The 12,968-nt window shown below is 61.3% G+C and carries 10 protein-coding genes; 5 read left to right on the top strand and 5 right to left on the bottom strand.

The genetic code is table 11. The annotated features are described in order from the left end of the window. The first annotated feature begins 267 nt into the window (after positions 1-267). The 5 genes from GBEM_RS11210 to GBEM_RS11190 all read left to right on the top strand — a co-directional run bounded on the left by GBEM_RS11210 (position 268) and on the right by GBEM_RS11190 (position 8,954). A complete protein-coding gene (locus GBEM_RS11210; protein WP_012530672.1) occupies positions 268-765 on the top strand; it encodes a DUF3124 domain-containing protein in 498 nt (165 codons plus the stop codon). Positions 766-777: 12 nt separating this feature from the next. Then, on the top strand, positions 778-3,468 hold the full coding sequence (locus tag GBEM_RS11205) for a cation-translocating P-type ATPase (protein WP_012530671.1): 2,691 nt from the start codon (positions 778-780) through the stop codon (positions 3,466-3,468). A gap of 188 nt (positions 3,469-3,656) precedes the next feature. After that, a complete protein-coding gene (locus tag GBEM_RS11200; protein ID WP_012530670.1) occupies positions 3,657-5,657 on the top strand; it encodes a monovalent cation:proton antiporter family protein in 2,001 nt (666 codons plus the stop codon). A 107-nt stretch (positions 5,658-5,764) separates the two neighbouring features. Beyond that, positions 5,765-8,293 (top strand): glycogen/starch/alpha-glucan phosphorylase, encoded by a 2,529-nt coding sequence (locus GBEM_RS11195; protein WP_012530669.1) that lies wholly within the window; start codon positions 5,765-5,767, stop codon positions 8,291-8,293. Positions 8,294-8,456: 163 nt separating this feature from the next. Beyond that, complete coding sequence (locus tag GBEM_RS11190) at positions 8,457-8,954, top strand: chemotaxis protein CheW (protein WP_012530668.1); 498 nt, start codon at positions 8,457-8,459, stop codon at positions 8,952-8,954. A 176-nt stretch (positions 8,955-9,130) separates the two neighbouring features. Here GBEM_RS11190 and GBEM_RS11185 read toward each other — a convergent pair whose 3' ends face one another. From GBEM_RS11185 to GBEM_RS11165, 5 genes are all read right to left on the bottom strand, one after another. Further along, on the bottom strand, positions 9,131-10,666 hold the full coding sequence (locus GBEM_RS11185) for a Ppx/GppA phosphatase family protein (protein WP_012530667.1): 1,536 nt from the start codon (positions 10,664-10,666) through the stop codon (positions 9,131-9,133). A 143-nt stretch (positions 10,667-10,809) separates the two neighbouring features. Continuing rightward, a complete protein-coding gene (locus GBEM_RS11180; RefSeq protein WP_012530666.1) occupies positions 10,810-11,334 on the bottom strand; it encodes a helix-hairpin-helix domain-containing protein in 525 nt (174 codons plus the stop codon). A gap of 48 nt (positions 11,335-11,382) precedes the next feature. Further along, the gene (locus tag GBEM_RS11175) at positions 11,383-11,904 is read right to left on the bottom strand and encodes a SixA phosphatase family protein (protein ID WP_012530665.1); all 522 of its coding nucleotides are present in this window, start codon (positions 11,902-11,904) and stop codon (positions 11,383-11,385) included. A gap of 235 nt (positions 11,905-12,139) precedes the next feature. Next, complete coding sequence (locus GBEM_RS11170) at positions 12,140-12,439, bottom strand: hypothetical protein (RefSeq protein WP_012530663.1); 300 nt, start codon at positions 12,437-12,439, stop codon at positions 12,140-12,142. 13 nt (positions 12,440-12,452) lie between these two features. After that, positions 12,453-12,695 (bottom strand): hypothetical protein, encoded by a 243-nt coding sequence (locus tag GBEM_RS11165; protein ID WP_012530662.1) that lies wholly within the window; start codon positions 12,693-12,695, stop codon positions 12,453-12,455. Positions 12,696-12,968 lie beyond the last annotated feature (273 nt).

Below are 12,968 nucleotides of genomic sequence, written 5' to 3'. Positions count from 1 at the left end.
TGTCCGCCCCCGTTTTTACCATGTGACATCTGTGATCCGCCTCCATCATGACGGGTTGATTCTCATAGTTTTGGAGTTTCTTTCCGTCATCCTTCCGCATTTTGTGTTATCTTTTTTCCTTTAACAATGCCGTGAGCTGCACATCAATCCAGGAGCGCACGGTTGTCTTCCTGGCAGAAACTATGGCAGTCCGTTATACAACGCTTTTTCAGATCATCCGCCTCGCACTCAGTCGGTCTTTCAACGCTCTTGCTCTGGAGAATCTTCATGCCTTGCCAACGTCCGATTATTCGTCGCTGCTTCCCGCTCGTCCTGTTCCTTTGCCTGTCACTGTCTGTCACCGCATTAGCTGCCTCAGGTGAAGTCAGACTCTCCCGGAGGCAAAGCGTCTACGTCCCGGTCTACTCCAACGTCTTCAGCGGTCCGCGCAGCCTTCCCTTCCAACTGGCGGCAACGCTGGGGATCCGCAATACAGACCCGGCCGCCTCCCTGCGCATCACCTCCATTGACTATTACGATACCAATGGGAGGCTGATCCGGCGCTACCTTGACAAGCCGGCCCTCCTCGGACCGCTGGCAACGCGCTACGTCCACCTGGAGGAAAAAGACGAAGCAGGCGGCTTCGGCGCCAACTTCATCGTCAGGTGGCAGGCCGACCGCGTCATCAACGCCCCGGTCATCGAGTGCGTCATGATCGGCGCCACCTCCGGCCAGGGGATTTCCTTCGTAAGCCCGGGACAGGAGATCCGCGAGGGCAACAGGTAGGAAGGTGACCGCATGAGCGCGCCCGATAATACCAAGCAGCAGCAAGCCTGGCATGTCCTGGAGGTCGAGGCAGTCTTGGCGGCGGTGGCGTCGACACCCCGGGGCCTCTCCTTCGAGGAGGCCCGCCAGAGGCTTGCCGAGCGTGGCCCGAACGAACTCGTGGCGGCGCGCCGTATCTCCCCCTGGTCCGTCTTCTTGCAGCAGTTCAAGAACGTGCTCATCGTCATTCTGCTGGTTTCCGCCGGGCTCTCCGCTTTTCTCGGCCACGCTGTCGAGGCGGCGGCCATTGCGGTGATCGTTCTTTTCGCTGCGCTCCTTGGCTTTATCCAGGAATACCGGGCGGAAAAGGCCATAGAGGCGCTGCGCGAGATGGCCGCCCCGGAAGCGGCTGTGGTGCGCGACGGCAAGGAGCAACGGGTGCCGGCGCGCGAGCTGGTACCGGGGGACATGGTGCTTCTGCGTGCCGGAGACCGGGTTCCCGCCGACCTCCGGCTGGTCGACGCCTACAACCTGAAGCTCGAGGAATCCGCTCTTACCGGCGAATCGGTGGCGGTGGAGAAGAATCAGGGCGTACTCGGGGACCCGACCCTTTCCTTGGGCGAGCGGAGCAACATGGCGTACGCCGGGACGGCGGCAAGCTACGGCCGCGGCAGCGGTGTCGTGGTCGCCACCGGCATGGAGACCGAATTCGGCAAGATCGCCGGGATGATTGCGGGGATAGAGTCGGGGCGGACTCCCTTGCAGGAGAACCTGGACCGGATCGGAAAGCTTCTTGCCAAGGCTGCCCTGGCAGGGGTGGCGGTGATCGTGGCCGCTGGGCTTTTGCGCGGCGAGCCCTTCGTGGAGATGCTGATCTTCGGCATCGCTTTGGGTGTCGCTGTGGTTCCGGAGGCCCTTCCCGCCGTGGTCACCATATCGCTTGCCCTCGGCGTGCAGCGCATGGTGAAGCGCCACGCACTGATGCGGCGCCTCGCCGCGGTCGAAACCCTGGGGAGCACCACCGTCATCTGCTCGGACAAGACCGGAACCCTGACCCGCGACGAGATGACCGTGCGCAGCTGCTTTGTCACAGGGGAATTCTTCGACTTTTCCGGCGCGGGTTACCAGCCGCAAGGGGAGGTGACCCAAAATGGGGCGGCCATCGAGCCGCCCCCTGCTCTAACGCTCCTTTTGCATGGGGCGGCGCTCGCCTGCGACGCCCACATCGAACAGGGAGAGGACGGGCGATTCATCGTGAAGGGGGATGCCACCGAGGGGGCGCTGGTGGTGGCCGCCGCCAAGGCGGGGCTGGCTAAGGCGGACCTGGAGGCGCGCTACCCGCGGGTGGACGAGATCCCCTTCACCTCGGAGAGCAAGCGGATGACCACGCTGCACCGGGAGGGGGAATCGATCGTCGCCTACGCCAAAGGGGCGCCTGAAGTGATCCTCTCTTCGTGCAGCTTCGAGCTTTCCGCGGAAGGGGAGCGCCCCCTGGACCAGGCGGCCAGGGAGCGGATAGGCGAGGTCTCCCGCGCCATGGCCGAGTCGGCGCTCAGGGTGCTGGCTGTGGCTCGCAAAAATGCTACGGACAGGAACGGGGCGGAAACCGGGATGACCCTCTTGGGCCTCGTGGGGATGATCGACCCACCGAGGCCCGAGGCGGCCGAGGCCATACGCACCTGCGGCGAGGCCGGGATCAGGCCGGTCATGATCACCGGAGACCACCCGGTCACCGCCGCGGCCGTGGCGCGCGAGCTGGGCCTTCTCACTAAAGGGCGTGCCGTCACCGGCGCAGAGCTCGAAGCCATGGACGAAGAGCAGTTCGAGCGGGAAGTGGAGTCGATACAGGTCTACGCCCGGGTGGCCCCTGCCCACAAGCTGCGGGTGGTCGGCGCGCTGCAGAAAAAAGGGCACGTGGTCGCCATGACCGGAGACGGCGTCAACGACGCCCCGGCGCTCAAAAAGGCGGATGTCGGCATCGCCATGGGGATCACGGGGACCGCGGTCAGCAAGGAGGCCGCCGCCATGATTCTCACCGACGACAACTTCGCCTCCATCGTGGCAGCGGTGGAAGAGGGGAGGGGGATCTACGACAACATCAAGAAATACCTGATGTACCTCCTCTCCTCGAACGCAGGCGAAATAGGCCTCATGGCCGGGGCGATGCTACTGGGGCTCCCCCTGCCGCTAAGCGCGGTGCAGATACTCTACGTGAACCTCGCCACCGACGGACTTCCCGCCTTGGCCCTGGCCGTGGACCCGGCCGAGAAAGACCTGATGCGGCGCCCCCCGCGCGACTCGTCCGGCGGCATCTTCACCCGCCCTGTGGTGACGCTGATACTTGCCGGCGGGGCGTGGTCGACGCTGGTGAACCTCATTCTTTTTTCCTGCGCGCGCGCCTCGGGGTGCAGCGACCGCGAGGCGATGACCATGACCTTCGTCTCGCTGGTCCTGATCCAGTTTTTCAAGGCGTACAACTTCCGCTCCGACCGCTACTCGGTGCTGAGAAGCCCCTTCGCCAACCGCTGGCTGAACTTGGCCGTCCTCTGGGAACTGGCTCTTTTGCTGGTAGTGGTCTACCTCCCCGCGCTGCAGCGCCCCTTCGGGACCTTCGCGCTGACTGGACGGGAATGGCTTATTATCGCCCTAGCCGCCGGGACCATTTTCCCGGTGCTGGAGCTGTGCAAGTGGCTTGAGCGGCGCGGGGCTTTTGGGAAAATCTGAAAAGCAGATAAAGGAAAGGCAGATAATGATTGAGATTAAGATTGAGATTAAGGAAAGGCAGATAAGGAAAGACAGATTGAGACTGAGATTAAGACTGAGACAGAGACTGATTGAGATCGGACGCGGTGGCGGAGGCGGGTAGCCCGCTGCGGCTTTCGTAAAGCAATATCTTCCCAGAGCGAGGTGGCATGGAATTCGTAGCATTAAGGGACATAGTGGTTCTTTTCGGGTTGGCGCTTTTAACGGTGCTGCTGTTGCGCCGTTTCAATCTCCCTTCCATCATAGGTTTTCTCATCACCGGGGTCGTGGCCGGCCCCCATGCCCTGCGCTTCATCAAAAACGCCCACCAGGTCGAGCAGATGGCGGAGATCGGCGTGGTGCTCCTTCTTTTCACCATCGGCATCGAATTCTCCTTGAAGGAGCTGATGCGCATCCGGCACATGGTGCTTTTGGGCGGCGGCCTGCAACTGGCGCTCACTATCGCGGTGGTGGCGGTCATCGGCACCCTTTACGGCTTTCCCATGTCTCAGGGGGTCTTTTTCGGCTTCCTGGTGGCCCTCTCCTCGACCGCCATCTTGCTGAAGCTGATGATGGACGCAGGCGAGACGGATACGCCGCAGGGAAAGACCGCGCTCGGCATCCTCATCTTCCAGGACCTCTGCATCGTGCCGCTCATGCTCTTCACCCCTTTTCTCGCCGGCGGCGGCAGCGGGCTGGTGGATATAGCGATCGTCTCCGCCAAGGCTGTCGCCGTCGTGGTCGGAGCCCATTTCGGGGCCAGGTTCGTCATCCCGTGGATCTTCGAGCAGGTGGTGAAGACCAGGAGCCGGGAACTGTTTGTGCTCAGCATCATCTTCATCGGCATGGGAACCGCTTGGCTCACCTCCCACGCGGGGCTTTCGCTTGCCTTAGGCGCCTTCATCGCCGGCCTTGCCATCTCCGAGTCGGAGTACAGCCACCAGGCCTTAAGCGACATCATGCCCTTTCGCGAAGCCTTCATGAGCCTCTTTTTCATCTCGGTGGGGATGCTGCTCAAGCCCACCATCCTGCTCAAGTTCCCCTTTTTGCTCATCGGGATGGTGCTAGCCATCATCCTGATCAAAACGGTCCTTTCTGCGGCGGTGGTGTTCGTACTGGGGCTCCCCATGCGCATCGCCATCATCGCGGCGCTCTCCCTGGCCCAGATCGGCGAATTTTCCTTCGTCCTTTCCAGAAGCGGCCTCTCGCACGGGCTCCTCACCCCCGAGACCTACCAGCTCTTTTTGGCCGCGTCCATCGCGACCATGGCGCTCACCCCCCTCTGCATGAAGGTCTCCGGCCCGGTCGCCGATTACCTGACGAAGCTGCTGCCGCACGAATGGACCCGGGGGAGGAGCTCCCTCGCGCAAAACGGAGATAAGGTTACCCTGGACGACCACATCATCATCGTCGGCTTCGGCGTGAACGGGAAGAATCTGGCCCGGGTGCTCAAGAACCTGGAGATCCCGCACGTCGCCATCGACACCAACCCCTTCACGGTCCGCAACCAGACCCGCATGGGGGAACAGATCATTTTCGGCGACGCTTCCAAACCCGAGATCCTCACCCACGCAGGTATCGAGCAGGCACGCATCGTCGTGGTCGCCATCTCCGACGCAGCCGCCAGCAGGCGTCTCGTCTCCCTGGCTAGGAAGATGAACCCGTCGATCCATGTCATCGTGCGTACCCGCTACCTCCTGGAGATGGAGCCTCTCTTCATGCTGGGGGCAAACGAGGTGATACCGGAGGAGTTCGAGACGTCGGTGGAGATTCTCTCCAGGGTGCTGAAGCGCTTTTTGATCCCGCAGGACGTGGTGGAGGAATGCATAGCCGACGTGCGGCGGGACGGCTACGAGATGTTGCGCACGGCGAGCAAAAGGCACAGCCATGCCGTCGGCATCACCGGCTTTCTATCGGGCGCCGAAGTGGGGAGCTTCAGGGTGCAGAAAGGGTCGCCGGTTGAAGGCGAGTCCTTGAGGGAGGGGCTATTGCGCGCGCAATCGGGGGTTACGCTGGTAGCGGTGAAGCGCGGCTCCGACATCACCCCCAACCCCGACCCGGTCTGGCAGTTCAGCGAGAACGACATCGCGCTCGTTCTCGGCACGCCCGAGCAGATGCGGGCGGCGGCAAAGCTCTTCGAGCCGGCGAGAGCCGCCGCCGGCGTAACCTGAGGTTACAGTTATCGTCGCCTCGAACCGAATAGTAGGTACACTGTAGCGGTTGCCGAATCCGGATGTCGGATTCCAGTTACCAAATTCCAGTATAAGGAGCATGACCGATGGCGAATACCGAAACTGACATCCTTTGCGCCCCCGGACTTGAAGACCTGCCTCCTCTGCCGATGGACGCGAAGAGCCTTGTGAACGATTTCACCCACCATTACTTTCATCACCTCGGAAGAGACAGGAATTGCCGCAACATCCGCTACAACTACCAGGCACTGGCCTTCACGGTCCGGGAGCGCCTGATCGAGCGCTGGAACAACACCCGCTACGCCTACATCGATGCAGATACCAAGACCGGTTACTACCTCTCGCTCGAATTCCTCATGGGGCGGGCGCTGGGAAACGCCATGCTGAACCTGGGGCTTGACGACGCCGCCCACAGGGCGATGGAGCAGCTCGGCATCCGCCTGGAGCAGGTGGCGGAGGAGGAGATCGACGCGGGGCTCGGCAACGGCGGCCTGGGAAGGCTCGCCGCCTGTTTCCTCGACAGCTGCGCCACCTTGCAGCTCCCGGTGATGGGGTACGGCATCCGCTATGAGTACGGCATGTTCCGCCAGCGCATCGAAAACGGCAGGCAGGTCGAGGAGCCGGACCACTGGCTGCGCGACGGCAACCCCTGGGAAATGGAGCGCCCCGAGTACACCCAGCGCATCCGCTTCGGCGGGCGGACCGAGTGCAGCCGCAACGACGACGGGAGCCTCACCCACCGCTGGCTCGACACCCACGACATCCTCGCCGTTCCCTACGACCTCCCCATCCCGGGGTACAAAAACGGAACCGTCAACACGCTTAGGCTCTGGAAATCTGCCGCCACCGACGCCTTCGACCTCCAAGAGTTCAACGCCGGGAGCTACACCGAATCGGTGGCCATGAAGAACGAGGCGGAGAACATCACCATGGTGCTCTACCCCAACGACGCCAGCGAGAACGGCAAGGAGCTGAGGCTCAGGCAGCAGTACTTCCTCGCCTCGGCGAGCCTGCAGGACGTCCTTGCCCGCTGGAAGCAACGGCAGGGAGAGGTGTTCGGCCACTTCGCCGAGAGGAACGTGTTCCAGCTGAACGACACCCACCCAAGCTGCGCCGTCCCCGAGCTGATGCGGCTGCTCATGGACGAAAAGGGTATGGGATGGGACGAGGCGTGGTCGGTCACCACCCGCACCATGGCCTACACCAATCACACCCTGCTCCCCGAGGCGCTGGAGAAGTGGCCGGTGCCGCTTTTCAGGCAGCTTTTGCCGCGCCTTCTGGAGATCATCCTGGAGATAAACGCGCGCTTTCTTGCCGAGGTCTCCAGCCGCTGGCCCGGCGACAACGAACGGCTGCGCAACATGTCCATCATCGAGGAGGGGCCGGTGCCGCAGGTGCGCATGGCCTACCTCGCCATCGTGGGGAGCTTCTCGGTGAACGGCGTCGCCGCGCTCCACTCGCAACTCTTGGTGCAGGGGCTTTTCAGGGACTTCTACGAACTTTGGCCGGAGAAGTTCAACAACAAGACCAACGGCGTCACCCCGCGCCGCTGGCTGGTCAAGTGCAACCCCGGGCTTGCCTCGCTCATTGCCGGCAGGATAGGGGAGGGGTTCATCGCCGACCTGGGAAGGATCTCGCAGGTGGCACCCCTGGCTGACGATCCCGAATTCCGCAGTAAATGGCACGCCGTGAAAAAGGCCAACAAGGAGCGGCTCGCCGCAGTTGTCCTCGACCAGTGCGGGGTCCCCTTCAACCCTGAGAGCCTCTTCGACGTCCAGGTAAAAAGGATTCACGAGTACAAGCGCCAGCTCCTGAACGTGCTGCACGTGATCCATCTCTACGACAGGATCAAGCGCGGCGACACCGGGGAATGGACCAACCGCTGCGTGCTGATCGGCGGCAAGGCGGCGCCGGGGTACCACATGGCGAAACTGATCATCAAGCTGATCGGCAACGTCGCCAAGGTCGTGAACGAGGATCCACTGGTCGGGGACCGGCTCAAGGTCGCGTTCTTCCCCAACTACCGGGTGACCGCCATGGAGGTGATCTGCCCGGGAACCGACCTCTCCGAGCAGATCTCCACCGCCGGCAAGGAAGCATCCGGGACCGGAAACATGAAGTTCATGATGAACGGCGCCATCACCATCGGCACGCTGGACGGCGCCAACATCGAGATCCGGGAGGAGGTGGGGGACGAGAACTTCTTCGTCTTCGGCCTGACCGCCGAAGAGGTGGAGCATCAGCGCCGCAGCTACAACCCGGCCGGCATCATCGCAGCCGATCCCGACCTGAACCGGGTGCTGCAGTTATTGACCAGCGGCCACTTCAACATGTTCGAGGCGGGGCTCTTCGACCCCATCATCCAGGCGATCGTGAACCCGGGCGATCCGTGGATGGTCGCGGCTGACTTCCGCAGCTACGTGCAGGCGCAAAAGCGCGCGGCCGCAGCCTATCTGGACCGGGAAGCATGGACCCGGATGAGCATCGTCAACAGCGCGCGCAGCGGCAAGTTTTCCACCGACCGGACCATAGCCGAGTACAACGAGGAGATCTGGCGCCTGAGGCCGGTACGCCCCTTGCCGCTCGTACCGTCGGAGCCTAATGGGAAGCTCTGACCGTTGGGCGAGCGGGACTCTTCGCTTTCATCGCCGGCCCGTACCGACGTGTAACTCTTTTTTCGCTTTAGAATTCGCCTATCCTGCCGATAATCAACAAGTAGGCAGCCAGGATCTGGGCCGAATTGCAAAAGACGATCAAGACATCCCCCGGAGGAAACACATGTCGACAGCCATAGTGCCGGTAAAAGCCGGCGAATCGAAAAGCGAACTCATCCAGCTGGTCAGCTTCAATCTCGGCGCCGAAGAGTACGCAGTCGAGGTGCTAAAGGTGCGCGAAATCATCAGGATGACGCCGATAACCCATATCCCCAATACGCCCCCCAGCGTGGAAGGGATCATTAACCTGCGCGGCAAGGTGATTCCCATCATCTCGCTTCGCAATCGCTTCGGGATGTCGAGCACCGAAGACGATCAGCACACAAGAATCATGGTAATGGACATCGACGGCAAGCTGATGGGGTTCATCGTCGACGGGGTGTCGGAGGTGATCCGCATTTCCAACGCCGAGATCCAGCCTCCTCCGAGCATCGCCGCCGGCGGCATAGATCAGGACTTCATCTGCGGGGTCATCAAGCACGCGGAGCAGTTGCTGCTTATGCTGCAGCTGGACCGGATGTTCACCAGCGAAGAGCAGGACGCCTTCGCCGGGATGGCATAGGGCTTAAACAAAGGGGACTGGCTCCGTCAGGTGCCTGTCCCCTTTGCGCCTGGGGAGGCTGGTTGAGTTGAAAGAAACGTTCCGATAGAGGGACAGGCACCTAAAGGAGCCTGTCCCTTCAACACCGTTAGCCAATACAGCAAAAAAAAGGACCCGGCGCCTGCCGGGTCCTTTTTTCATTCAGCTGTCTGTAGCGCAAGCTTCAGATGGAAAGCCTCCTGCAGCAGGTCTCCCTTGGCCTTCGCGCCGTACAACTCCACCGACATGTCCTCATCGCCTACCAGGGTCACGCGCAGCGTGTCGTCCGGCGCAAGCCGGCAGACAAGCTCTCGCACCACGCCGTTTCGGCGTCGGTCCAGCCCGTCGCAAAGCCGCAGTATCCCCCCCAGGCGCGAAACCAGCAACTGGTCGGCTGCCGGAAGCCGCACGAACTGGTCGTGCTTTTTCTTGGGGATCGATTTGCGGTGGTAGCGCGCGACGTTGGCGATCAATTCCCGTTCGCGCGGGGTGAAGCCGAAGAGGTCGGCATGGCGGATCAGGTGGTAGGAGTGCTTGTGGTGGCTGGAATAGTTGATGAAGTAGCCGACGTCATGCAAAAGCGCCGCGGCTTCCAGTAGCCGCAGCTCCCGTTCCGCCAGCTGGAATTTGGGCGCTAGCGCCTTCGCCACCTGCTGCGCCAGTTTGGCCACGTGCTCCGCATGATCCTGGTCGAAATGGCAGGAATGGCCGAACTCCTGCGCGGAGTTGCGCCAGGAGCGGGTCCTTTTCTCGTGGGGGAGCAGGTTCTGCCGCCGCAGCCCCCTCAATATCAGTCCTTCCCTGATGCCGCGCTCGTTCACCTTGAGCAGGTTCACCTGGAAAAAATCCATCAGTTCGTCGACTACGGTGACCCCGGCCACAATGATGTCGGAACGATCCGGGTTGAGCCCGGGGATGGTGCGCCGTTCCTTGTCGTTCTTTCTGACCAGCATGGCCAGAAGGTGAACCACCTCCGAGCGGAGGAGCTCGTAGCCGTGCACGGAGTCGTACTTCTCCTTCCTGGTGGCGGCAACCATGGCCGCGATCGTGGTGACGGTTCCGCCGGAGCCTACCAGGCACTGCATGCCACTGCGCTCACCGGTATAGGCTCGCTTCAGCGTCTTGCGGACGTGCTTGCGCAGCTTTTCGTGCTCGGAGGGGTGCACCGGGTCTCCCTTGAGGAAACTCTCGGTGAGGAAAACCGCTCCCAGTTCCAGGGAGATCATCTCCTCGGTATGGGAACCGAGCGCGGCAATCAGCTCCATGCTCCCGCCGCCGATGTCGAAGATAAGGTGCCTGACCCCTTCCAGCTCGAAATTGTGCGCGGCGCTTAAGGCCGCAAGCTCGGCCTCCTCCTCGCCGCTGATGACTTCCACCTCGACGCCGGTGGCGTCATTGATGGCCTGCACCAGGGCGGGACCATTACTCGCCTTGCGCATCGCGCTGGTGGCAACCGCCTCGATGGAGGCTACCCCGTAGCCGTCTATGATTTTCTTTTGTCGGGAAAGGGCTTCCAGCGCGCGGCTGCAGGCAGCGGGGGAGATGGCGCCGCTTTGGTGCAGGCCCTCGCCCAGCCGCACCAGCACCTTCTCGTCGTCTAGGATCTTGTATTTGCCGTTTCCGGAGGTCTCGATGATTATGCTTCGGATTGAGTTGGTGCCGATGTCGATGGCGGCAAGCCGGGTCTGCTTCAAGGGGTTCTCCTCGTGCCTGCCCCGCACCCTTTGCGCCGGGCAGTGGCACCAGATGCTATTGGGTCTCTTAGATGACAGGATGGCAGGGATTGTACCAAGAGAGAGCTCCTCTGGCAATGCAGTGAAGAACTGCAGACACAGTATCAGCGGAGGGCTTTCAGTACCGCCTTCTTTGCTCTCTTAAACCCCTTGCGGACTTTCTTGAGAGTTGCGTCCTCCAGCCCTGTGACTCTTTTCTCCGCCTTTAACAGCGCCTTGTCTGCGCGTTTGCCTCGTTTCTTGCCGAAATCGTGCATCTGGAGCAGCGCCATCTCGATCCGGTTCAGATCGGAGCTGAGTTTTCTGCCGCACTTGTCGCTCATCTCCTCGCCGAAGCGGTCCCGGGTTTTCTCCGCCAGGGTCTCCACCTTGCCCCGTACCTCGGCAACCCGCTGATGCATGGCGTCCGCAGGTTCGGTCTCCTGGTGCCGCTCCGTCCCGGCAAGCTGCCGTGATTGCACCACGATTGAGCTCATAGTACGCGGGCTCATGCCCCGAACCTTCTTCAGTCCTTCCTCGCCTGCCTCGGCTATCTTGGAAAAGCTGTCGAAACCTGCGTCAAAGAGACGTTTTTCGAGGGTTATTCCGACCCCCTTGAGTCGTTTCAGGTCCGCCGTTGACTGCACCATCGCGCACGCTCCTTGTCGTTCAATCGGTTGTGGTTTGAATGAAGCAGCTCATCGCCCGTCGTTTTGCAGGCGGTCCAGCGCCTTGCTGCGGGAGGTGATGATCTTCCCCGAACCGGTGACCATCTGGAGGAAAGTCGCCTCGCCCCCGTCGAACCCCCTCTTGAAGGAGATGGCACCCCCCTTGGGTAGCGCGCACGGCTCCTGCTCCCCTAAAAGCGTCTGAACCAGCAGGCCGAAGTCCGGCTCGTGTCCCACGAGGACGATCTCGCGCGCCTGCGGGTTGGTCTTCAGCAGGTCTTCCAGCGCTTCCGGCCGGAACCCCGGCGCCAACGTGCCGGATACGGCCAGCTCGCGCTTGTAGCGCAGCTTCTCCGCCAGGATGTCGGCGGTCTGCACGGACCTGACCAGGGGACTGGTGAGGATTATGTCCGGCTGGATTCCCAGCGTGTCCAGGCTCTTGGCGGCTTGCCTGAAGCGCCTTCTCCCGCGCCGGGTGAGGAAGCGGTGCTCCTCGGGTATCAAAGGACTTCTCTCTATTGCTTCTGCGTGTCTCACGATGTGTATGATCATGACAACCCCCTCATGTGAACCCGCTGAAGACTTTAACCAATCTGTATCAGTTTGCAACCGGCAGTATCAATTTGGGACTGATTCAGAGAGATGCGGCATAGCGCTTTAGAGGGGCTGTCATGGAGAAAATCGGCGGGGGAGGGGGAGCTATCTCGTCCGTATAGAGCGGAGGATCAAAGCGCCGCGCGCAGCGCAGGGACGAAAGAGGCATAAGCTGTGACTTCATTCCATGCAGTCACCGACTCAGCTCCAGCATCTCCTTGGTGCAACCAGTGAGAAAGTCGAAGACCTCAGCGCGGGTATTGAGGAAGCGGGGGAGATCCTGATTCATCAGGTCCTCCATGAAATGCAGCGTCGTAGCGTCGTCACGTTCCAGATGATCCATTGCCGCCTCAAGAACCGGTATGATGTCGTACAGGTCGTCCCGGTTGAAGGGCTCCCTGTCGCCGCTTCCGGCGAATTTGGGGGCGAACCTGGTCGAGACTACCTTCGGGTAACGGTACTTCAGATCCGATGCGCGTATGCTTATTCCCATGGCATTCCCCCGTCTAGTGGCAACCGCAGGTGGAACTGCTGCAACTGCTGCGGCAGGAAAGTTCATCTTTCGCCTCAGTTCTCTTGGGATCATAGTTTTCCACCGAGGCCCTGCTGATCATCCAGATGTCGCCGTAAAGTTCGCCCTCCAACACTCTCCGCTTCACCAGCATGAGGACCTTGGTTTCGGTGGTAGACAGCAGGACGGCTGTTTCGGCTGCGGATAAATATCGGGTTTCGTCTATGGATATGGGCATAGGGGCCACCTCCTTATGGCTGTGGAGGTAATTACACAGAACATGCCATCGCATAACTGCTTGTTTTTCAATACGCGGACAGTTCTGTACACTTGCGGGGCTCTCACAGTTGCCCGATTAACAGTCATGCCTGCACCGATGACGGCAGTTTACCGCCCGTTCAAATCACTTACTCCATGCAAATTTGTCGCAGGCTGCACATCGGCTGTTGATTAGATTTTTTATCCATAGTACCCTTGCGGCGTCCAGCGGCGCGACAGACGCTGTTATCCC

This window comes from Citrifermentans bemidjiense Bem, from assembly GCF_000020725.1.
GTDB classification, from domain to species: Bacteria; Desulfobacterota; Desulfuromonadia; order Geobacterales; family Geobacteraceae; genus Geomonas; species Geomonas bemidjiensis.
This window is presented reverse-complemented; position numbering and strand designations above follow the sequence as displayed.

What these genes read in the sequence shown, in the direction of transcription:
- GBEM_RS11175 (WP_012530665.1), bottom strand. Translation starts at nt 11,904, where the DNA reads ATGATCATACACATCGTGAGACACGCAGAAGCAATAGAGAGAAGTCCT.
- GBEM_RS11170 (WP_012530663.1), bottom strand. Translation starts at nt 12,439, where the DNA reads ATGGGAATAAGCATACGCGCATCGGATCTGAAGTACCGTTACCCGAAG.
- GBEM_RS11205 (WP_012530671.1), top strand. Translation starts at nt 778, where the DNA reads ATGAGCGCGCCCGATAATACCAAGCAGCAGCAAGCCTGGCATGTCCTG.
- GBEM_RS11190 (WP_012530668.1), top strand. Translation starts at nt 8,457, where the DNA reads ATGTCGACAGCCATAGTGCCGGTAAAAGCCGGCGAATCGAAAAGCGAA.
- GBEM_RS11180 (WP_012530666.1), bottom strand. Translation starts at nt 11,334, where the DNA reads ATGGTGCAGTCAACGGCGGACCTGAAACGACTCAAGGGGGTCGGAATA.
- GBEM_RS11210 (WP_012530672.1), top strand. Translation starts at nt 268, where the DNA reads ATGCCTTGCCAACGTCCGATTATTCGTCGCTGCTTCCCGCTCGTCCTG.
- GBEM_RS11200 (WP_012530670.1), top strand. Translation starts at nt 3,657, where the DNA reads ATGGAATTCGTAGCATTAAGGGACATAGTGGTTCTTTTCGGGTTGGCG.
- GBEM_RS11195 (WP_012530669.1), top strand. Translation starts at nt 5,765, where the DNA reads ATGGCGAATACCGAAACTGACATCCTTTGCGCCCCCGGACTTGAAGAC.
- GBEM_RS11165 (WP_012530662.1), bottom strand. Translation starts at nt 12,695, where the DNA reads ATGCCCATATCCATAGACGAAACCCGATATTTATCCGCAGCCGAAACA.